At 58.2% G+C, this 19,503-nt stretch carries 19 protein-coding genes; 11 read left to right on the top strand and 8 right to left on the bottom strand.

Annotated elements, in window-relative coordinates:
* Positions 1-110: 110 nt before the first annotated feature.
* The 4 genes from ACR0JA_RS15930 (at position 111) to ACR0JA_RS15915 (ending at position 4,020) form a co-directional block, all read left to right on the top strand.
* On the top strand, positions 111-1,529 hold the full coding sequence (locus ACR0JA_RS15930) for a YlbE family protein (protein ID WP_480576881.1): 1,419 nt from the start codon (positions 111-113) through the stop codon (positions 1,527-1,529).
* Positions 1,504-2,379, top strand: coding sequence for a hypothetical protein (locus tag ACR0JA_RS15925; RefSeq protein WP_480576878.1), 876 nt, complete (start codon positions 1,504-1,506; stop codon positions 2,377-2,379). The genes ACR0JA_RS15930 and ACR0JA_RS15925 overlap by 26 nt, the downstream gene beginning before the upstream one ends.
* A complete protein-coding gene (locus tag ACR0JA_RS15920) occupies positions 2,369-3,514 on the top strand; it encodes a trans-sulfuration enzyme family protein (RefSeq protein WP_480576875.1) in 1,146 nt (381 codons plus the stop codon). The genes ACR0JA_RS15925 and ACR0JA_RS15920 overlap by 11 nt, the downstream gene beginning before the upstream one ends.
* A 137-nt stretch (positions 3,515-3,651) precedes the next feature.
* Positions 3,652-4,020 carry a DUF983 domain-containing protein gene (locus ACR0JA_RS15915; protein WP_480576872.1) on the top strand — a complete coding sequence of 123 codons (369 nt, stop codon included), beginning with the start codon at positions 3,652-3,654 and terminating at the stop codon, positions 4,018-4,020.
* A gap of 72 nt (positions 4,021-4,092) precedes the next feature.
* On the opposite strand, the gene ACR0JA_RS15910 is transcribed toward ACR0JA_RS15915, so the two are convergent.
* The 3 genes from ACR0JA_RS15910 to ACR0JA_RS15900 all read right to left on the bottom strand — a co-directional run bounded on the left by ACR0JA_RS15910 (position 4,093) and on the right by ACR0JA_RS15900 (position 7,276).
* Positions 4,093-4,935: a methylenetetrahydrofolate reductase gene (locus ACR0JA_RS15910; protein WP_480576869.1), complete on the bottom strand. Its 843-nt coding sequence runs from the start codon at positions 4,933-4,935 to the stop codon at positions 4,093-4,095.
* Between the two features lie 44 nt (positions 4,936-4,979).
* Complete coding sequence (locus ACR0JA_RS15905; protein ID WP_480576866.1) at positions 4,980-6,380, bottom strand: aminotransferase-like domain-containing protein; 1,401 nt, start codon at positions 6,378-6,380, stop codon at positions 4,980-4,982.
* 122 nt (positions 6,381-6,502) lie between these two features.
* Positions 6,503-7,276 (bottom strand): GntR family transcriptional regulator, encoded by a 774-nt coding sequence (locus ACR0JA_RS15900; RefSeq protein ID WP_480576863.1) that lies wholly within the window; start codon positions 7,274-7,276, stop codon positions 6,503-6,505.
* Positions 7,277-7,484: 208 nt separating this feature from the next.
* Between ACR0JA_RS15900 and ACR0JA_RS15895 the strand changes: the two genes are divergently transcribed.
* The 7 genes from ACR0JA_RS15895 to larB are packed head-to-tail and all read left to right on the top strand — an operon-like array spanning position 7,485 to position 14,286.
* Positions 7,485-8,231: an SDR family oxidoreductase gene (locus ACR0JA_RS15895; protein WP_480576860.1), complete on the top strand. Its 747-nt coding sequence runs from the start codon at positions 7,485-7,487 to the stop codon at positions 8,229-8,231.
* Positions 8,232-8,244: 13 nt separating this feature from the next.
* Positions 8,245-9,087, top strand: coding sequence for a fumarylacetoacetate hydrolase family protein (locus ACR0JA_RS15890; RefSeq protein ID WP_480576857.1), 843 nt, complete (start codon positions 8,245-8,247; stop codon positions 9,085-9,087).
* A 60-nt stretch (positions 9,088-9,147) separates the two neighbouring features.
* The gene (locus ACR0JA_RS15885) at positions 9,148-10,413 is read left to right on the top strand and encodes a glycerate kinase type-2 family protein (RefSeq protein ID WP_480576854.1); all 1,266 of its coding nucleotides are present in this window, start codon (positions 9,148-9,150) and stop codon (positions 10,411-10,413) included.
* Positions 10,403-11,698 (top strand): nickel-dependent lactate racemase family protein, encoded by a 1,296-nt coding sequence (locus tag ACR0JA_RS15880; RefSeq protein WP_480576851.1) that lies wholly within the window; start codon positions 10,403-10,405, stop codon positions 11,696-11,698. The genes ACR0JA_RS15885 and ACR0JA_RS15880 overlap by 11 nt, the downstream gene beginning before the upstream one ends.
* Entirely contained in the window at positions 11,695-12,861 is a 1,167-nt protein-coding gene (gene larC / locus ACR0JA_RS15875) for a nickel pincer cofactor biosynthesis protein LarC (protein ID WP_480576848.1), read from the top strand. Before ACR0JA_RS15880 ends, larC begins: the two co-directional genes overlap by 4 nt.
* Positions 12,854-13,639, top strand: coding sequence for an ATP-dependent sacrificial sulfur transferase LarE (gene larE / locus ACR0JA_RS15870; RefSeq protein ID WP_480576845.1), 786 nt, complete (start codon positions 12,854-12,856; stop codon positions 13,637-13,639). Before larC ends, larE begins: the two co-directional genes overlap by 8 nt.
* Complete coding sequence (larB, locus tag ACR0JA_RS15865; protein ID WP_480576843.1) at positions 13,639-14,286, top strand: nickel pincer cofactor biosynthesis protein LarB; 648 nt, start codon at positions 13,639-13,641, stop codon at positions 14,284-14,286. The genes larE and larB overlap by 1 nt, the downstream gene beginning before the upstream one ends.
* Here larB and ACR0JA_RS15860 read toward each other — a convergent pair.
* The 5 genes from ACR0JA_RS15860 to ACR0JA_RS15840 form a co-directional block, all read right to left on the bottom strand.
* Positions 14,270-15,106: an amidohydrolase family protein gene (locus ACR0JA_RS15860; RefSeq protein ID WP_480576838.1), complete on the bottom strand. Its 837-nt coding sequence runs from the start codon at positions 15,104-15,106 to the stop codon at positions 14,270-14,272. The two genes, larB and ACR0JA_RS15860, sit on opposite strands and share 17 nt — an antisense overlap.
* Entirely contained in the window at positions 15,103-15,936 is an 834-nt protein-coding gene (locus ACR0JA_RS15855; protein ID WP_480576835.1) for a carbohydrate ABC transporter permease, read from the bottom strand. Before ACR0JA_RS15855 ends, ACR0JA_RS15860 begins: the two co-directional genes overlap by 4 nt.
* A gap of 3 nt (positions 15,937-15,939) precedes the next feature.
* Positions 15,940-16,860, bottom strand: coding sequence for a carbohydrate ABC transporter permease (locus ACR0JA_RS15850; RefSeq protein ID WP_480576832.1), 921 nt, complete (start codon positions 16,858-16,860; stop codon positions 15,940-15,942).
* A 72-nt stretch (positions 16,861-16,932) separates the two neighbouring features.
* On the bottom strand, positions 16,933-18,198 hold the full coding sequence (locus tag ACR0JA_RS15845) for an ABC transporter substrate-binding protein (RefSeq protein ID WP_480576829.1): 1,266 nt from the start codon (positions 18,196-18,198) through the stop codon (positions 16,933-16,935).
* A 21-nt stretch (positions 18,199-18,219) separates the two neighbouring features.
* Positions 18,220-19,368 (bottom strand): mandelate racemase/muconate lactonizing enzyme family protein, encoded by a 1,149-nt coding sequence (locus tag ACR0JA_RS15840; RefSeq protein ID WP_480576827.1) that lies wholly within the window; start codon positions 19,366-19,368, stop codon positions 18,220-18,222.
* Positions 19,369-19,503 lie beyond the last annotated feature (135 nt).

The following is a 19,503-nucleotide window of genomic DNA, read 5'->3' as shown; positions in this document are numbered from 1 at the left end:
GCAGGGTTGCTTGTGTCGGATAAAGTTTGACATGATCACTATAGGTAATTAAACACTTCCTATAAGTTACGATCTAGAAGTTACGATCAGCACCGAAAGGAACGACCCACATGACCGCCGCGCCAATCGTGAAACTGCCTGAAAGCGTCAGCATCGTGAATATCGGCCTGCCGTTGTTCGAGACCTCGGCCCGCGATCAGGGCGCATCCGTGGTTGGCGTAGACTGGCGTATCCCCGGCGGAGGCGATGCGGATGTTGTTGCCGCACTGGGTCGCCTGCTTGGTCCGAAGGCCGATATCGTGAACAAGGCCAATGCCGAAGTGATCCACCGCATCAACGAAGGCGTCCCGATGCTCAAGGGTATCGACCGGGCCGGGTCCGTCATTCCGAACATGGGTGAGCGTACGATCCTGCATTGCGGCCCGTCGATTGCGTGGTCGGACATGCCGAACCCGTTGCAACGGTCGATAAAGGCGGCCATCGTCGCCGAAGGATGGGCGAACGATGTCGACGCCGCCGAAAAACTGGTAAACTCTGGCGAGGTCGAACTGAAACCTGCCAATGAAAGCTCGACCGTGGTGCCGATGGCCACGTCGATTGGCCCGTCAGCTCCGGTCTATGTTGTTGAAAACGAATTTGGCGGCACAACCGCATTTTCTAGCGTCAACCAGGGCTCTGGCCAGGTCGCCTGGTTCGGCGTTGACAACGACGAAGCCATCGAGCGGTTGCGCTTCCTGCGCGACGCTGTTGGGCCGGTGCTGGCACAGGCGATCGCAAACAAAGGGGCGATCGACGTTTTGTCATTGGCGGCACAGGGCGTTCCGATGGGCGACGATGTCCATATGCGGGTTCAGGCAACAACCAACCTGTTCCTGCGCGATCTATTGCCCTTCCTGGTCGCCAGCGACCATGACCGCGCGGCCGAGGTGGCCACCTTTCTCAGCGGCAATCACCTGATGTTCCTGAATGTCGCGATGGCAGCGGCAAAATCGCTGGTCGATTCCGCATCTGATGTGGAAAATTCCAGCATCGTCACCACCATGAGCCGCAATGGATCGACCTACGGTGTGCGCCTGCCCGGCAAAGCCGGAAGCTGGTTCATCACGGACTCGCCTCCGATTCAGGACGCACTGTATTACCCCGGTCAGGGCCCGGAAACCAGCGCGCCTGATATCGGCGACAGCGCTGTGCTCGAGCTGATCGGCCTGGGCGGCCCAGCAGCCGCAAACTCTCCAGCGGTTGCGGGTTTCTTGGGCGGACGCATGTCGGATGCCATAGCCGCGACGCAAAGCATGCAGCGCATCTGTTCGGGGGAAAGCACCCGGTTCCGGCTGCCAATCCTGGACAACGTCGGCACGCCTGTCGGTGTGGACGTTCGCAAAGTGGCCGAGTTGTCGATCACTCCGGCCGTGAACACCGGGATCATCCATGTGTCAGATGGCACCGGACAGGTAGGGGCAGGCGTCGCATGGGCACCGGTTAAGTGCTTCGTAGACGCTTTGCTTGATCTTGACCGCCGCATTACCTGAGGTTTCGCCGGTCTATCTGGCGGACACGATGGGCGATGGGATTCCCGTCGCCCAAAAGGGCGGTTCGATCAAAGCAAAGGTCACCACCACGTTTTCTTCAGGGTTCTGCGTCGAAGACGAAATCGGGCGAATTTTTACGATCGGAAGTCCGTCAGTCCCGGCAGGACCACTCCACCTAATTCTGAAACATCCCCTACCAAGACCGGATATCGGAACAACCGTCCGGCTTCGGTCAAACTCCATTGATGTCGGACCGACTGCGATTTGGCTGAAATCGGCCAGACGCTATTCTCCGTTCATGCCCCGGCCCTGTGACTTGGCCCTTGCAATTCCGGTGCTGGCCAGCTTGTACGATTCCCGCAATCATCCCCGTGAAATATTGCCGCGCGTTTCCTCGCTGATATCCGCCGTCAACGCAGGCGATCTCGATGCGGCCCGTCAAATCCTGCAGGGACGGCACGGCACTATGACAGCCGGAGGCCATGATGTCTTGGCGGGTCTGGTGTTGTTTCACGCTTGGAGCGGCATGCGGGTCAAGAACCTGTTGAATGTCGTGCGGTACACACGAACCAATGGACTAAGCCGCTCCTATCTGAAATGGGCCGCGCTGGGTCAGAGCATCCAACCCATGCATGATCTGATACAGCTTGCCCTCAAACTTTCGCTAGAAATCCGACCCTTGCCGTCGCGACGCCTAAAGGTCGAATTGATGCGAGCGGCGGATGATTTGCGCAGCGTTAGACGCTCGTCCGGGTTGGCTTTGCTGACCGGTCTTAGCCTTGCGGCCAAATTGCACTGGACACCTGCCGATTGTCAGAAGGCACTGGGAAACGACAAAAATGCGCCGTGATACTAAGCTGGTCCATTATGGCCGCCGCCCCCTGCCCGGCCCCGCAAATCCGACGATTGAGCGGGCTTCGACAATTCTGCACGATACCATGTCGTCATTCCGCGACGCGAAAGAGCGGCGGTTAACGGATGACCATGTAGTGTCCTATGGAAGGCGTGGAACATCCACGGCGCATGCCTTGTCTGCCGCACTTTGTGATCTGGAACAGGGTGACGCATGTTTTCTGTACCCGTCCGGGGTCGCTGCGGTCACTACAGCCCTGACTGCATTCCTGCGAGCAGGCGATCACATCCTGATAGTGGATGGCGCGTTTCATGCAACCGAAAGCTATTGCCGCGACTACCTTGAACAGATGGGTGTCAGCTTGTCCTTCATTCCCTGGGACGTCACCGACCTGTCGCCGTTTGTCAGGCCCAATTCAAAACTCGTTCTGGTCGAGTCACCGACGTCGCTGACATTCAAAGTGATGGACCTTCCGGCGCTATGCAAAAACGCTCAGGAACTGAATCTGACTGTGATCGCTGACAACACCTACGGGTCGGGATGGTTGTACCAACCTCTTGACCTTGGATGCGATGTCTCGATTATTTCGGGCACCAAATACCTCAGCGGTCACGCGGATACGATGATGGGGGCCGCCGTCTCCAAAGGTGCGGCAAGCGCAGCTTTGCGAGCACACACGCTGAGAACGGGTCAACTGCTTGCACCTGATGAGGCCTATGCCTGTCTGCGCGGTCTGCGAACCCTATCGCTTCGGCTTGATCGCCACGCCGAAACCACTTGCCGTATCGCTGATTGGCTTACCGACCGACCCGAGGTGAAACGCGTCTGGCACCCCGGACTTGCCGACCATCCCGGTCATCAGATCTGGGCGCGAGACGCAAGCGGGGTGAACGGATTACTGAGCCTCAGCCTTGCAGATGGGCTGGATCCGGATGTCTTTGTCGACGGCCTGAACCTCTTTGCGATTGGCGCGTCGTGGGGCGGTTTCGAAAGCCTCGCCTTGGTGCTTCAAACCCAACAGGGCGTTTCCAGCGATGACCGCCCACAAGTGAGGCTGCATTTCGGGCTGGAACATGCCGATGACCTGCTAGACGATCTTCGAGACGCATTTCTCAAGTTAGCTGCCGTTTGAGTTTACGCCTTGGCGTCGATGCATGGCCCGCCGATTGTTTCAATCAATACCACTGTTCATATCAGAGCAAAGCGAGACATTTTCCTTTATTGATTGTATAATGTATGCCATACATAGCGCGTCGATTCTGAGATGGTATGGATACCGAGATGGAAGAAAGAAACACGCGAACTGCATTGGGCAGGGGCTTTGCCCTACGGTGCCCGAATTGCGGCAAAGGACACGTGCTGCACAACTATCTTAAAGTGAACGACACATGTTCGGAGTGCGGCTTGGACCTGTCCCACGCGCAAGCCGATGACGGCCCAGCGTATTTTACAATTTTGATCGTCGGCCACCTTGCAGGATTCGCCCTGCATATCATCTGGTCCGTCTGGGAACCTACGCCCCTGGTGTTGGCGCTGGTCACGTCGTTTGGCGCTGTCGCGCTGTCCCTCTTCTTGTTACCGCGCTTCAAGGGAGCGCTGATCGCCCTGCAATGGGCTAAGCGCCTGCACGGCTTTTGAAGTCCAGTGTCAAAAACTAGCGCGGGGATGCCATATCCTTGCGCTAGAACGCCGTTCTCCGTGTACGATTACTCAAGCCAGCATCTTTGCCGCGACATTTGGCAATCGCTTCTCGTTGATCTTTGCATGCCACTCGGCGGCGGCTGCAACGCCACCAAACGGATAGAGGTGGAGCGCCGTATTTCCGATGCCCCGTGTTTGCAGCCCATGCGCCACAGCTTTGAACAATCCGGTACAATCAAAAATCCCGTCCGAACTGCTGCTGAATTCGTCCAATTTGCGAATTGAGACTCCAAAGGTCCGCGCAAATCTGAGCAGACGATCCTGCCTGGTCGGTCCTGGGAGTCCAATCCGTATCAGCTGACTGATGCCCTCATCCCTCAGCTGACTGACCCATCTGACAATTTTGTCCGGATCAAAAGCCAATTGCGTTGTTATGGTCACGTCGCATCCGTTTGCTGTCAGCAGCTTAACCTTTTCGATCAGATCCGGCACATCCGTCCTATATCCGTTGGCGACGTTTCCCTCGGGGAATCCTGGCAATGTAATGCTGTGTAGTTGGTATTTTTCGACCCAACCCGTCGCCAGCAGCTCAATTGCACGTTCGAACGGACCTGACGCTTGTGACGGATCCCCGCCGACGATCATAAAATGCCCATTTGCACCCGCAAAACGCAGCTTTTCGGTCAGATCAAACAGGTGCTTTTTCGACCGCACCCGGCGCGCAGCGATGATCGGCACCGGCAGCATTCCAACCGCCTCAATCCGGCGCACCGTCCGCAGCCTGTCGTAATCATCGTCATTGTTCAACCAGGCCACGTTAACAGGGGTTTTCTCTGGAAACAGATGCGCAGACGCCGTTAGCTCAGCGACGGTTTTTCCGGCCGCCTCAAGCGATACAGAATTCGCATTCATCTTTGTTTTTCCTTCGGAAATGCGAGCAAATGCCGAATGATTGGTCAAACAACCATCCAGCTGGGCTGATCGGAGTTTTTCAGCGCGTCGGCCAGATTGCGCAGGGCTGCGCTCAAGTTCTGAGCTGTATCAGTTGACCCCAGCGCAACGCGAACCGCGTTAGGCGCGCCACTAAGCGCAAAGGCGGCTCCGGGGACAAGCCCCAAGCCGGAACCGCGAAGGTTCAGGACAAATTCTGTGGCTGAACAACCATCGGGCAGCGCAAGCCACAAATGATATGCGTCTTGCGGCACTTTGACATCCGGAAGCCATTGATGCAGCACGGCCTGACGCGCTTTGGTCTCTTGACGGATCGACGATGTGATCTCGTCAGCCAATCCGGACGCAATCCAACCTGTCGCCAATCGTGCAGATATGGGGGAAACCACGCTGCCATTCGCACGCATGGCCCGCCGGACGCTGTCATTGGACACTCCGGGGGGCGGGGCCATGAAGCACACCCTAAGCGACGGTGCCAGACATTTCGACAAGGACGAGACATACCAGGTACGTTCGGGCGCAAAGTTGCAGATCGGTTCGGGAGACTCGCTTGCAAGAACACCGTACGCGTCATCTTCGATAATTTGCAGGTCATGTTTCCGCGCGATCTTTGCGATTGCAGCGCGACGTGCGCCCGACATCGTGATTGTCGTCGGGTTGTGCAGCGTTGGCGTGGTATAAACGGCCTTTGGCTTTGCGGTATTGCAGATCTCATCCAACGCATCCGGGTCCAATCCGTCGCCATCCATCGGAACCGGAACGACGTTCAGATCAAGGTGCCGCGCCAGCGCCAGAAAGCCGGGATAGGTCAGTTCTTCACAACAGATCGTGTCGCCCGGCCCCATCACAAGCGACAGTATCGTCCAAGCAGCACCCTGAACCCCGTTGCAAATGACAACGTCATCTAACTCCCGAATATTCAGGTTGTTCTGAAGCCAGGACTGCGCAGCCAACTGATCTTCGTGACTTCCGCCAGGCATCTGATAGCGCATGAGGAACTCGACCCCATATTCGGACCGGAGCGCTTCAAAGCCCTGCCACATCTGGCGGATCAGTTCGGCATCCTCGAACCTGGGCGGAACATTCATGCTCATGTCCACCGCAGGATTCTTTGGACCATTTGCACCCAACGGGATGGCGGGGCCAGAGTCTTTGACATAGGTGCCCCGACCGACACGACCCTCAACCAGCCCATCCTTGCTGGCGGCTGAATAAGCCCGGCTGACAGTTGTGAAATCAACGCCCAACGCGCCGGCCAAGGCCCTTTGAGGTGGAAGCCGCTGCCCCGGACGAAGAACGCCCGACCGTATGTCGCGGCCAATGGCACCGGCGATCGCCAGATAAACGGGGCCTTCGCTGTCGTCGACGACGGGAACCCAAGCAAGATTCGGTGCATTGCCATTCATTGCGTCACTCCTTGCTCGTTTTATATGTACTTTGTATGTAGATTGCAACAATACAACTTCAAAGACGCGGCAGCGCGATCTTGGCGAGTGCCGTTAATCCAAATAGGGCTCCGGATCACACTCTATTCCCAATCGGTCAACTTCTCGACATCGATGTCGTAGATGAAGTAATCCGGGTGGCGTTCGATGGTTCGTACTGAATCCCGCCTCAATTGAGCCAGGTGGTGGTCCATTTTTTGCGCCGCCAACGGATCGTCCCCCATTTCGATCGCATCAACGATCTGTCCGTGCTCCATTACGATTTGCTGCATGCGGTCAGCGACCGGCAGGATGAGGTGACGGAACCGATCCGTCGGCGTTTTGATTTGCCGAACAAGCTTCCAAAGGCCCGGGTTTCCGCTGACCGCTGCAATTTCAGCATGAAAGGCTGTATCGGTGTTGTCGAACTCGGCGCGAGAACCCGTAGCCGCCGCTTCACGGCTTTCTTCAACGATCGCCCTCAGACGCAGGACTTTTGCCGGACTTGCAAGTTTGGCCGCCCGGGTCGCCAAGTCCCTCTCGATCGCGCGGCGCGCGACCAATGCTTCGGGCAGGGCTGAGAGCGGTATTCGCGCCACAAACGTTCCGGATTTCGGTACGACCTCAACCAGCATTTCCTTAACCAACCGCAGCACCGCCTCGCGAACAGGCGTGCGCGAGGCAGCAAACCGCTCTGCTATCTCTCGCTCGAGTATCGGAGTGCCGGGTGTCAGAACCAATTGTGTTATGTCGTGATGCAGTTGGTCGTAGATCTGATCCGCCAAGGTATGCCGGCCGCTCAGATCGAAATGCCCCTGACCTTTTGGCCCGGAGTTGGCAGCACGCTTGCGTCTGGTGTTCTCATCCGAAGGTGTCATGACTGCCTGCTCAGACCTTTCTTCCTGAATCCCGGAACCTATTGACCCGGCGCCAATCTCTCAACTTGATTAACTGGTATACATGATATACTAGTTACGAGATTCGACAACCCCCGGTGCTGCTTGCACCCGTCGCGCCCATCACGGCGCACACAAACAGGACCGCAACGCCTCGCGCAGCAAGTGCTGAACCACGAAAGGAAAACCAATGAGTTACGAGCTATCGCTCGCTGGCAAAACCGCGCTGATTACGGCTTCGGGTCAAGGCATTGGCCGCGCCAGCGCTGAAGCGTTTGCGCGCGCAGGTGCAAATGTATTTGCCAGTGACGTAAATGACGCCGCGCTAAAAGAATTGGACCAGATTGACGGTATCACCGCGATCAAACTCGACGTGACGGATCCCGCCAACATCGCTGCGGTTCTGAGCGAAACCGGCCCGCTGAACGTGCTTTTCAACTGTGCCGGGTTCGTACATGTGGGCAGCATTCTTGACTGCCCCGAAGAAGATTGGGATTTCGCGTTTTCGCTGAATGCAAAGGCACAATTCCGGCTTTGCAAGGCGGTGCTTCCGTCGATGCTGGCAAATGGCGGCGGCTCTATCATCAACATGTCGTCTGTCGCCTCCTCGATCAAAGGAGTGCCGAACCGGTTTGCCTATTGCGCCTCGAAGGCGGCCGTTATCGGATTGACCAAATCCATCGCTGCCGATTTCGTGACGCAAGGCATCCGCTGCAACGCAATCTGCCCCGGTACTGTGGACAGCCCAAGCCTGCATGACCGACTGCGCGCCACCGGAGATTATGATCAGGCGATGAAGGATTTCATCGCCCGGCAACCGATGGGACGTGTCGGCGATGCTGACGAAATTGCGGCGCTCGCGCTTTATCTGGCCTCTAATGCCAGCGGCTTCACGACCGGGCAAACTCATATCATTGATGGCGGTTGGGCCAACTGAACAGGAGAACACCATGAAATTATTGCGCTACGGCCCGAAAGGTCAGGAAAAACCGGGCATCGTCGATGGCGAAGGCAAGGTGCGCGACCTCTCGGCGCATGTAAGTGACATCGGCGGTGAAACGCTGGGCGACGCGGGACTTGCCAAGATCGCCGCGCTGGATTTGTCCTCTCTGCCCGAGGTTGCGGTTGACCGCTATGGCGCTTGCGTTAGCGGCGTTGGCAAATTCATCTGTATCGGGTTGAATTATTCCGACCACGCAGCCGAAAGCGGCTTGGCGGTACCCTCCGAGCCGGTGATCTTCGCCAAGGCCACCAGCGCAATTTGCGGGCCGAATGACGATATCGAGATCCCACGCGGATCAACTGCCACTGATTGGGAGGTCGAACTGGGCGTCGTCATCGGCAAAGAAGCCAAATATATCGACGAAGCTGACGCGCTGGATTACGTGGCTGGGTATTGCGTGATCAACGACATTTCGGAGCGAGATTTCCAGATCCGGCACGAAGGCCAGTGGACGAAGGGTAAATCTGCCGACACGTTCGGCCCGATCGGGCCGTGGTTGGTTACACGGGACGAGGTGCCCGACCCGCAGTCACTGGGCATGTATCTGGACGTCAACGGCCAACGCATGCAGGACGGCAATACCGACACCATGGTCTATGGCGTGGCGCATATCGTGGCCTACCTGTCCAAATTCATGTCGCTTCAGCCGGGTGACGTGATCTCGACCGGAACCCCTCCGGGTGTTGGGATGGGCATGAAGCCGCAACCGGTTTACCTCAACGCAGGTGATAGGATGCAGCTTGGCATCGATGGTTTGGGCGCGCAGGCACAAACCGTTGTTCAGGGCTAATCGCCAAAACAATCCGGGCGCGCAACAGCGCCCGGATTGACCAAACCGCAAGGGCGAACAGTGGATCACAAGACCCTTCTTATCGACATGTTCAATGCTGCTCTTGATGCGGCGGATCCGATGCGGGCCGTCAAACAGCATTTGCCGCCACGGCCGGATGGTCGGATCATCGTTGTTGGTGCGGGCAAAGCATCGGCGCGAATGGCCCAGGCAGTCGAGGCTGAATGGGGGCCTTGCGACGGGCTCGTGATCGTTCCCCATGGCGCCGCTTTGCCCTGTCAGGGCGTTCGAATTGTCGAAGGCCGTCACCCCGTGCCGGATGAAGCGGGGGCACAGGCGGCAGCCGAAATTCTCGCAATGATTTCTTCAGCCGATGAAGGCGATTTCATCCTCTGCCTGATTTCTGGCGGTGGATCCGCACTGCTGTCAGTCCCAGCCCCTAACTTGACGCTTGCCAATAAGCAGACACTCAACCGTGCGCTGCTGGCCAGCGGGGCTGCGATTGATGAAATGAACATCGTGCGCAAGCACTTGTCGGCAATCAAAGGCGGTAGGCTTGCGCGTGCGGCATACCCCACTCAGGTGCTGACATTGGTGATCTCGGATGTGCCGGGGGATGATCCTGCAGATATTGCTTCCGGACCAATGTCGCCGGACCCGTCAACTGCCGCGCAGGCCCGCGCCATCATCGACCGGTTCGATATGGACCTGCCCGAGCCTGTTCTGACCGCGCTGGATCATCCCACTGCCGATACTCCAAATCCCGGCGATTCCTGTTTTGACCGCGTTATGACGCGTGTGATTGCAACACCTCAGGCCGCGCTTGAGGCGGCGGCCAGGGAGGCGCTTGAGGCGGGCTACACCCCCGTCATTCTCGGTGATGCGCTCGAAGGAGAAGCGCGGGAAATGGGAAAGGTACTGGCGGGCATCGCCAAACAGGTTCGGCGCCACGGCCAACCGGCATCAGGCAAAGTGGCGCTGATCTCGGGCGGTGAAGCCACCGTGACGGTGACCGGGAAGCCGGGCAAAGGGGGGCGTTGTACCGAGTTTCTGCTGGGCTTCGCGCTCGCCACGTGGAACGAGATAGGTATCGCCGCGCTGGCCTGTGACACCGATGGGCGAGACGGGTCTGAGCATAATGCAGGCGCGATCTGGTTGCAGAAAAATCGTGAGGTCGCACACCGCGACATCGTACTCGACTATCTGTCCCGTCATGACGCCTACAGCTTTTTCGAACAACACGACGCGCTGGTGATGACGGGTCCGACCCACACCAATGTCAACGACCTGCGCATCATTCTGGTAGAGACTGCCGATGAAACTTGAGCTGCTATATGGCCGCGACGGTCTGACCCTGACGCTCCCGTCGAACGCTCGCGGATATGTGATCGAGAAACCGCCATTTCCGCCCAGCGCGCCGCCGAACGACCAAATATCTCAGGCGCTGCGGAACCCGCATGGCGCTGCACCGCTGCCACAGCTAGCGCGCGGCAGGAAATCGGCCTGTATCCTGATCTGTGACATCACGCGCCCCGTGCCAAATCACCTGTTTCTGCGCCCTATGATCGAGACGCTGGTACGCGAAGGCATCCCGCTGGACCAGATCACGGTGCTGATTGCCACCGGATTGCACCGTCCCAATCTGGGCGAAGAACTGGCCGAACTGGTGGGCGACCCCTGGGTGGTAAATAACGTCCGCGTCGAAAATCATTATGCGCTCGAGGATGCGGACCACGTTGATCTGGGGGTTACGCCCGGGCGCGGCGTCCCGATCAAGATCGATCGCCGGTTTGTCGAAGCCGATCTGAAAATCGCCACTGGTCTGGTCGAGCCGCATTTTATGGCCGGTTTCTCGGGCGGTCGCAAAGTCGTCGCCCCGGGCGTCGCCCATCATGAAACCATCCGCACATTTCACTCGGCCCGGTTCATGGAACACCCGTTGGCGCGCGAGTGTAATCTGGCAGGCAATCCCCTACATGAAGAGCAATTGGCGATCGTCAAACGGCTGGGGGATGTCTACGCCCTGAACACGGTCATCGATGACAAGCGCAACCTTGTATTCTGTAGTTTCGGCGAGATCGTGCAAAGCCATCTGGCGGCTGTCGATTTTGTCCGCGGCTACACCGAAATTCCCGTAGGGCGCAAGTTCAAGACGGTGGTGACCTCGGCCGCGGGATATCCGCTGGACCAGACCTATTATCAGACGGTTAAAGGCATGGTTACTCCACTGGACATTCTGGCACCGGGGGGCACCCTGATCATCGCATCCTCGTGCGCCGAAGGCATCGGGTCAGACCATTTCCGCGCCGCGCAGGAACGGCTCGTCGCCCAGGGCCCCAAAGCATTTCTGGCCGGGCTCGAAGCCAAAAGCTTTGCCGATGTGGATGAATGGCAGACCGAGATGCAGTTGAAACCGATGCGCGTCGGGCACATTCAGCTTTACGCCCCTGATCTTTCGGACGGAGATTTTGCTGTTACCGGTGTCGAGCGTATCACAAACCTGACGGACGCAATCACCGATAGCATCGCTCGGCATGACGATGCGGACGTCGCCATCATCCCCGAAGGCCCCTATGTGGTGCCCAAATCAACTGCAGTGGCCGCGCAATGAGCCTGCATCTGCACATCGATCCGGTCGGCGGGATCTCGGGTGACATGTTTCTGGCCACGATGATCTCGGCCTTTCCTGAAACGCAAGCGCAGCTGATACAAGACTGGCGGGACGCTGGTATCGACGAACACGTCCGACTGGAAGTCGAAGATGTGCGCGAAATGGGTTTCGCCTGCAAACGGGCAAACGTCGTCACTGCCAGCGACGCGCCGCCCACATCGCACTGGAAAGACATTCGCGAAAAAATCGAAACCAGCGCCTTGCGCAACTCGGTGCGGGACAGGGCGATCGCGATCTTCACCCATCTTGCCGAGGCCGAGGCGACCTGCCACGGGTTGCCCGTCGAACGGGTGCATTTTCACGAAATCGCCGACTGGGATTCGCTGGCCGATATCATCGGCGCGGCCTCGGTTTTGGACAGCAGCAGGGCGCAGTCGTTTTCGGTCGGACCGATTCCGTTAGGGCGCGGTCGGGTGCGCACGCAACATGGGCTGGTGCCAGTGCCCGCCCCGGCAACGGCAGAACTGTTGAAGGGTTTCGATCTGGTGGATGACGGAGGGCCCGGTGAACGGGTGACGCCAACCGGTGCGGCCATCCTTGCCCATCTGTTACCCCACCCGAAACAAACCACCCCACGCGGGTGCCTGTCGGCCACCGGGATGGGTGCGGGGCAAATGCAGATCGACGGCATCCCCAACATCCTGCGCGTTCTCGCATTGGAGTCCCCTTCGGAAATGTCCGATACGGTCTCGCTGATCCGGTTCGAGATTGACGATATGACGCCAGAAGAATTGTCTGTCGCTCTGGAACATCTGCGCGCGAAAGAGGGCGTTCTGGATGCCAGCCATGTAATGGGGTTTGGTAAAAAGGGTCGAACCCAATTTGCGGTGACGGTCATGGCCCGCCCCGCGTGCTCGGACCAGATCGCCGAGGCCTGTTTCGCCGAAACCAGCACAATAGGCCTGCGCGTCGAACAGGCCCGGCGACTTTTGCTGCCGCGTCAGGAAACGCAGCGCAATGGCACCGCGATCAAGACCGTTATTCGACCTGGCGGAAATACATCCAAAGCCGAAAGCGACGCGCTTTCCGAAACCGAAACATTACGCGCGCGCAGAGATCTGGCGCGCAGTGCGGAACACGACCCCGAGGCCGAAGATGGCTGAGCCGCTTGATTGTCTAAGCCGCGTATTGGCCACCTTTCCCAGACTGACGGTCGCGGTCAGTGGCGGCGTCGACAGCCTGACACTCGCCTTTATCGCAGAGCGGATTGTTCCTGACTTTCACGCGATCCATGCGGTGTCTCCAGCGGTGCCGCCCGCTGCTACGCGGCGGGTACGAGACTACGCCCAACGATATGGATGGGCGCTGTCCGTGATAACCAGCCACGAGTTTTCCGACCCGGACTATCGCGCAAACCCATATGACCGATGCTATTTCTGCAAGAACAACCTCTATGCGACGATGGCAGCGACCCGTGACGGACCGCTTGCCTCGGGCACCAATCTTGATGATCTGGGCGAGCACCGCCCTGGCCTGATTGCCGCCAAAGAACACGGCGTGCGGCACCCTTTTGTCGAGGCGGGGATCGACAAAGCCGCATTGCGGCGTCTGGCGGCAATATTTGGGTTGCGGGACATTGCCGAACTTCCTGCGCAACCCTGCCTGGCCAGTCGGATCATGACCGGCTTGCATATCGAGCCCGAAGATTTGCGATTTATTGATCAGATCGAACAGCAGTTGCGGATACAAACGCAAGGGGATCTGCGCTGCAGGATCACATCGGACGGGGTCGTGATCGAGGCTGACACGCTGTCAAGGGACGCGCTGGCACAGGTACAGCTGGCCTGCGATCAGGCTGGCAAGCCTTTTGCAGGCCATCGCCCCTATCGTAGGGGCAGCGCGTTTGTTCCGCCTATAACAGCAATGGGGCAAAACGCGTAATGGATGAACACACGATATTCGACTGGTCCCGCAAGGCGCGCACCGGCGTGCCCGAGGTGGTCTTTGCCGAGGGCAAAACTATTGCCCAGGTCGAGGACATTCTGGATCAGCACATTGCGCGCGCGCAGCCTTTGTTGATGACGCGTTTGACAGCCGAACAGATCGCCCGGTTTTCGACCGTCAGCGACCCGAATTTCGCGCTGTTCGAAGATGCCCGACTGGCCAGTTACCGCGCACCCGAGCCGCCTTGTGACGCGCCGGAAATTGCCGTGGTCGCGGCGGGAACCTCTGACCTTCCCAGTGCCCGCGAGGCCGCCTTGTCTGCGCAGTTTATGGGGCTGCGTGTGCGTCAGATCACCGATGTCGGTGTGGCCGGGCTGTGGAGACTGGAACAGCACCTGCCCGAGCTCAGAGACCATCGGGTCGTCATTGCCGTTGCTGGCATGGAGGGCGCATTGTTCTCGGTTCTCGCCGGGCTGATCCCGGGGGCAGTCATCGCTGTTCCAAGCTCGGTCGGCTATGGTGTCGGCGCCGGTGGTCAGGCTGCGCTTAGCTCAGCCCTGAGCAGCTGCGCGCCCGGTGTTCTGACGGTGAACATAGACAATGGCTTTGGCGCCGCTGCGGCGGCGGTCAAGCTGCTAGGCTGAACTTGGTGCCATAGGTTATCTGCGCATTGTCGCCATAGATTTTCTGACGCGCTGCGGGACTGATGCCCGTAAGCAGGCGATCCGACAAGGCGATCCAACCCCGATAGTCCGAGGTCTCGTTCAGCACCGGCCAGTCGCTGCCCCAGATCAGGCGATCCGGCCCGAACAGGCTCAACAACACGTCCACATAGGGCTGCATCTGATCTTCGCGGCTGGTGAACGCGGTCAAGCCGGACAGTTTGCAGCGCAAATTAGGTAAGGCCGCCAGCCGCACCATGCGACAATGCCATTCATCCATGGGCACCGAGCCGATCTCGGGCTTGGCCGCGTGGTTGATGACAATGGTCAGGTCAGGGTTGTGCAGGCACAAAGTCTCAAGTGCAGGTAAATGTTTCGGCTGCACCAGTACGTCCAGCGTCAGTCCGCGCTCGGCCATGAATGATAGCGCCGTGCGGTCCGCAATGCGAGCCAGCCAATCGGGGTCGGGATTGGGTTGCGCCATCGCCCGCACCCCCAAAAAGGCATGATCGGTCGACAAGCGACGCAGGTCGCTTTCCGCCCGGTCCTGTTCGAGATCGACCCAACCCACGACACCCAGTATGGACGGGGTGGTTTCTGCTAGAAACAGCAGGAACTCGGTTTCTGCCAAGGTCGGGGTCGACTGCACCACAATCGACTGATCCACACCCGCGGCCCGCATGTCGGGTTCAAGGTCTGCGGGCATGAAATCCCGATTGATGACGGGCCGGTGCGGACCCAGCCAGCCATAATCCTTGCGGGCCAGTGCCCAATAATGCTGATGCGCGTCAACCCGTATCATTTCGTCGCTCCTGCAGTCAGGCCGGAAACAAGCCGTTTCTGCAATGGCAGGAACAGCAGCAAAGTAGGCACCGTGGCCACGACCGAACCGGCCATGACAGCGCCCCAGTCGACATTGACGTCGCCGAAATACTGATAGAGCCCAAGTGGAATGGTTTTCATGCTGTCATCTGTAATCAACGCAAGCGCCAGCAGATATTCCGACCAGCTTTGCAGGAACCCGAATGTCGCTGCCGCCACCATGCCTGGCCACATGATCGGCAGAATGATCTTGGTTACAACCGTCAGGCGCGAGGCCCCGTCGACGATTGCTGCCTCATCCAGACTTTTGGGGATCGTGGTCAGGTAGCCGACCAGCAGATAGATGGTGAACGGCGTGATGAAGGCCGTGTAGCACAGGATCAACCCAATCTGACTGTTGATTAGCCCACCGCGCGCGAACAGGATGAAGATCGGGTTCACCAGTATGATCCAGGGAAAGAACTGCCCGCCCATGATCGATCCGAAAACCAGACCGCGTCCTCGAAAGCGGAACCGCGACAATCCGTAGGCCGCGAACAGAGAGATCACGCAGGCCAGAAACGTCGCTGTGATGCAGACGATCAGACTGTTGATCACATAGACGTAGTAACCCGACGAGAAGATGTTGATGTAGTTTGACAGCGTCCAGCCACTTTCGGTCGCGACCAGCGAGACCGACAGGTTTTCAAACGAGCCCTTGAAGACGTAAAAGGCCGGGGCAAGAAGGAAGATTGCGAACAGGGCGAAGCCGAACAACAACGCTCCGTTTTCGATCAGACCGGCGAAACCTTTGGGTTTTTGCGTATTCATGGCTTATCCCACCTTGTCCTGCATGTCCGACAATCCGAAGAAGCGGAAGTAAAGTGCCCCAAATGCGGCCATGACGATGGCCATGGTCACGCCAATGGCTGCGGAATATCCCAACCGAAGGTCGACAAAGGCTTTCAGATACACTTCGGTCGCCAGCACGTTGGTGTAAGTGCCCGGTCCGGCCCCTGTGGTCAGCCAGACATAGACGAAGTTGTTGAAGGTCCAGATCACGCTCATCAACGTCAGAACTGAGATCGTCGGCATCAGATAGGGCAGCGTGATGAAACGAAAGCTCTGCCAGCGGTTGGCCCCATCGATTTCCGAAGCCTCGATCAGGTCCGACGGCACGGTCTGCAGCGCTGCCAGCAGCGAAACGCCGATCAACGGGGTCGTGTTCCAGACAATGATGGTGATAATCGACGGCCAGACCGTTGCCAGATCAGCGGTGAAAGCGATCGGGTCCGAGATCAGGCCGGTCTTCAACAGCCAGCTGTTGATCGGCCCATGCGTCGGGTCGAACAGCCAGCGCCAGGCGATCACTGCAACCACCGGCGGTGTCGCCCAGGGCACCAACAGGATCAGCCGAGCCAGCGTGGTCATTTTCATCCGCTGCAGAAAATTCGAATTCAGCAGCAGGGCAAAGCCCAGTCCCAAAAGAATCCGGCAAAAGACAGATATCGCAGTCAGCCACACAACGGTGTTGATGGCGATGTCAAAGAACGAGGACGAGGTCAGGAACTCTGTATAGTTGGCCAGCCCAACCGGGTCTCCGCCCTTGCGCAGCTTCAGAAGGGTGATGTCCGTAAAGCTGAGCTCCAGGTTATAGAGTGTCGGGTACAGGTAGAACCCGAACAGGATCAGGAATGTCGGGAACAGCATGAGGAAGATTGTGAATCGTTCCCGTGCAACGGGCGAGAATTTCATGGCAGCTCCGCAACCAGTCAGTCAAAGGGTCAGGGGCGGCACAAGGGCCGCCCCCAGCGGGGAGAAGAGGGGTTATTCTTCCAGCATACGGTTGATTTCGGCAATCAACTCGTCAGCGGCCTGTTCGGGTGAAGTCTGACCCGAAAGGGCCGCGCCAAAGGCGCGCGACGTGGCATTCCACAGCGGACCGACACCTACTCCGCTGTCGGCATAGGCACCCCAGGTCCGGGTATTTTCCGCCAGCTGAGTAGAAAAGCCGCTTTCCTCGGGGCGATAGTCGATCTCGGCCAGCATGGTTTTCTGCGCCGGGAACTGATTGGTGTAGTATTTCTCGAACAACGGTGCCGAGGTCAGGAACTGCATCAGCTTCCACGCCTCTTCCGGATGCTTTGTGTTCGAATTCACAACCAGCGTACGCCCGCCCAGATGTGTTTTGGGCCCGTCGCTGCCGCCCATCATCACACCGGATTGCAGCGGCACCTCGGCACCCGGATTGGCCTCTTCCCAGGCTGCAAGCAGCTGCCGGAAGGTGTTGGTCGGCATCACGGCCATACCCTGCTGCCCGTCGATCAGTGCCTGCATCAAAGCCGGGTCATGGGGCATGTCGATCGACAGGATAGATTGCGGAACCAGACCGTCATCCAGATAGGATTTGAAGTAGTTCATGGCATCGACCAGTTGGTCCTGGGTCACGCCAACCTTGTAACCGCCATTACCGTCTTCCGTGATGAACTCGGCCCCGTTCGACCACAAATAGTAGTTCACCGGGAACCAGATCTGGTTCGCGCCGGGATAGGCAAATCCGGTCTTGCCGGTCTTTTCCTTGATGATCTTGCTGTCCTCGGCCAGTTCAGCCCAGGTAGAAGGCAATTCGGTGATACCCGCCTCGGCCAGAACATCTGTTCGGTAAACCATGGCCCAGGTATCCGCTGACCACGGCACGCCCCAGGACTTGCCTTCGTACTTTGTCAGGTCGGTTGCGATGTGATCCTCGAACCCGTTGGGGAATTCGCCATATTGCACCAGATCCTCGACCGCCAGGACAGATCCTGCCTCGGCCATTTCCTGCGTCCAGACGAACGCGATATGGACGACATCCGGCCCCTGCCCCACCGCGCTTTCGCGCAGGAACTGATCGCGGCTGTCTTTCCAGGCGATGGTTTGCAGATCGACTGTGATACCGGGGTTGGCAGCTTCAAACTCGTCCAATGCCGCGCGCATCTCTTCACGTTCGCTATCGTTGAAGCGGAAGGTGAGTTGCGTATCCGCCGCCGCCGTAAGGGCCGTGCTGGCCCACAATGCGGCCGTGATCATCAAGCCTTTGGTTGTGTTTTTCATCTTGTCCTCCCTAGACAAAATTCAGTTTGTTACTGTGGCATGAGCCACGCTCAGATCTTTCAACGCCTGCGGATCGGGGATGAAGCCCAGCCCCGGACCTTTGGGCAGCGCGACATATCCATCGACCGGTGTCAGGTCGATCTCGCCCAGATCCGAGCGCAGGGGGTTTGGATTGGCATCCAGTTCAACCCGGCCATCGCCCTTGAGCGCGGCCAGAACATGAAACGAGGCCGCCAGGCCAAGCGCGGTGCCCATAAAGTGCAGCGTGACGCCCGCGCCGTTTTCCAGCGCATGCCGGCCCGCATCGAAACTGCCCGAGATACCGCCCCATTTGGCAACGTCGGGCTGTACGATACCCAGCGAACCCGACGTCACATGATCGGAAAACTCGGCCCACGAAGTGATGTTTTCACCGGCGGCCAAAGGCATATCCACAGATTTGGCCACGCGCAGCCAATCAGCGCGCGGAGCGTCGGCCATAATCGGCTCTTCCACGAACCCCAGATCGAACTCGACCAGATCATTTATCGCCTGAATGGCCTGATCGGCAGACCAGTTCTGATTGGCATCGACGCCGACGAACATGTTCTTTGCATCCTGACTGCGGAAGCGCTGCAAAACATCGCGGTCACGTTTCGGGTCAAATCCGATCTTGATTTTCACACCGGTGTGTCCCATCTCGCCCAACTTTGCGGCCAGTTCTTCGGGCCGGTCCACCGACGGCGAAGACGCGTAGACCTGAGCCTTGGGCAATGGATCATCGGCCAGCAACTGTGAGAGGCTGACCCCTTGCCGACGCGCGGCCATATCCGCCGCGGCCATGTCGATCGCAGCGAGGCAATGGGCAAATGGACCAAATTCACCGGTATGGATCATCATCCGAGCCAGCTCTTGCTCGAGGCCGGGGCGAACGGCACGCCAGTCCGAAACGTCGCGTCCGATCATCATCGGACCGATCGGATCCTGAAACAACGCCAGCTTGGACAGGTTGCCCTTGGGGGGATAATTGCACCAGGCCTCACCCCAACCAAAGGCGCCGTCTTCGGTCTCGATGCGAATCAGCAGACCATTGCGAACCGGCATCAGAGCCAGGGTAGACACAGGCCCGCCATTCACGGCGCGCGAGAGGGCAAACACCTCTATTTGTTTTACTTTTTGCGCCTTTGGCATGTGGTGCGATCCGATGTTGCGACAAGTGTTTTTATTTATTACAAGCTAATTGCTAACTGATTAATCAGTGATTGTCTAGTGCATAATTACTAATTGACATGTAGTCTTTCAAATGCGTAGGATTGAAAAAACCCC

This window comes from Ruegeria sp. AM4, assembly GCF_056540665.1.
The sequence above is the reverse complement of the archived record's forward strand: the minus strand, read 5'-3'. Positions and strand labels throughout refer to the sequence as shown.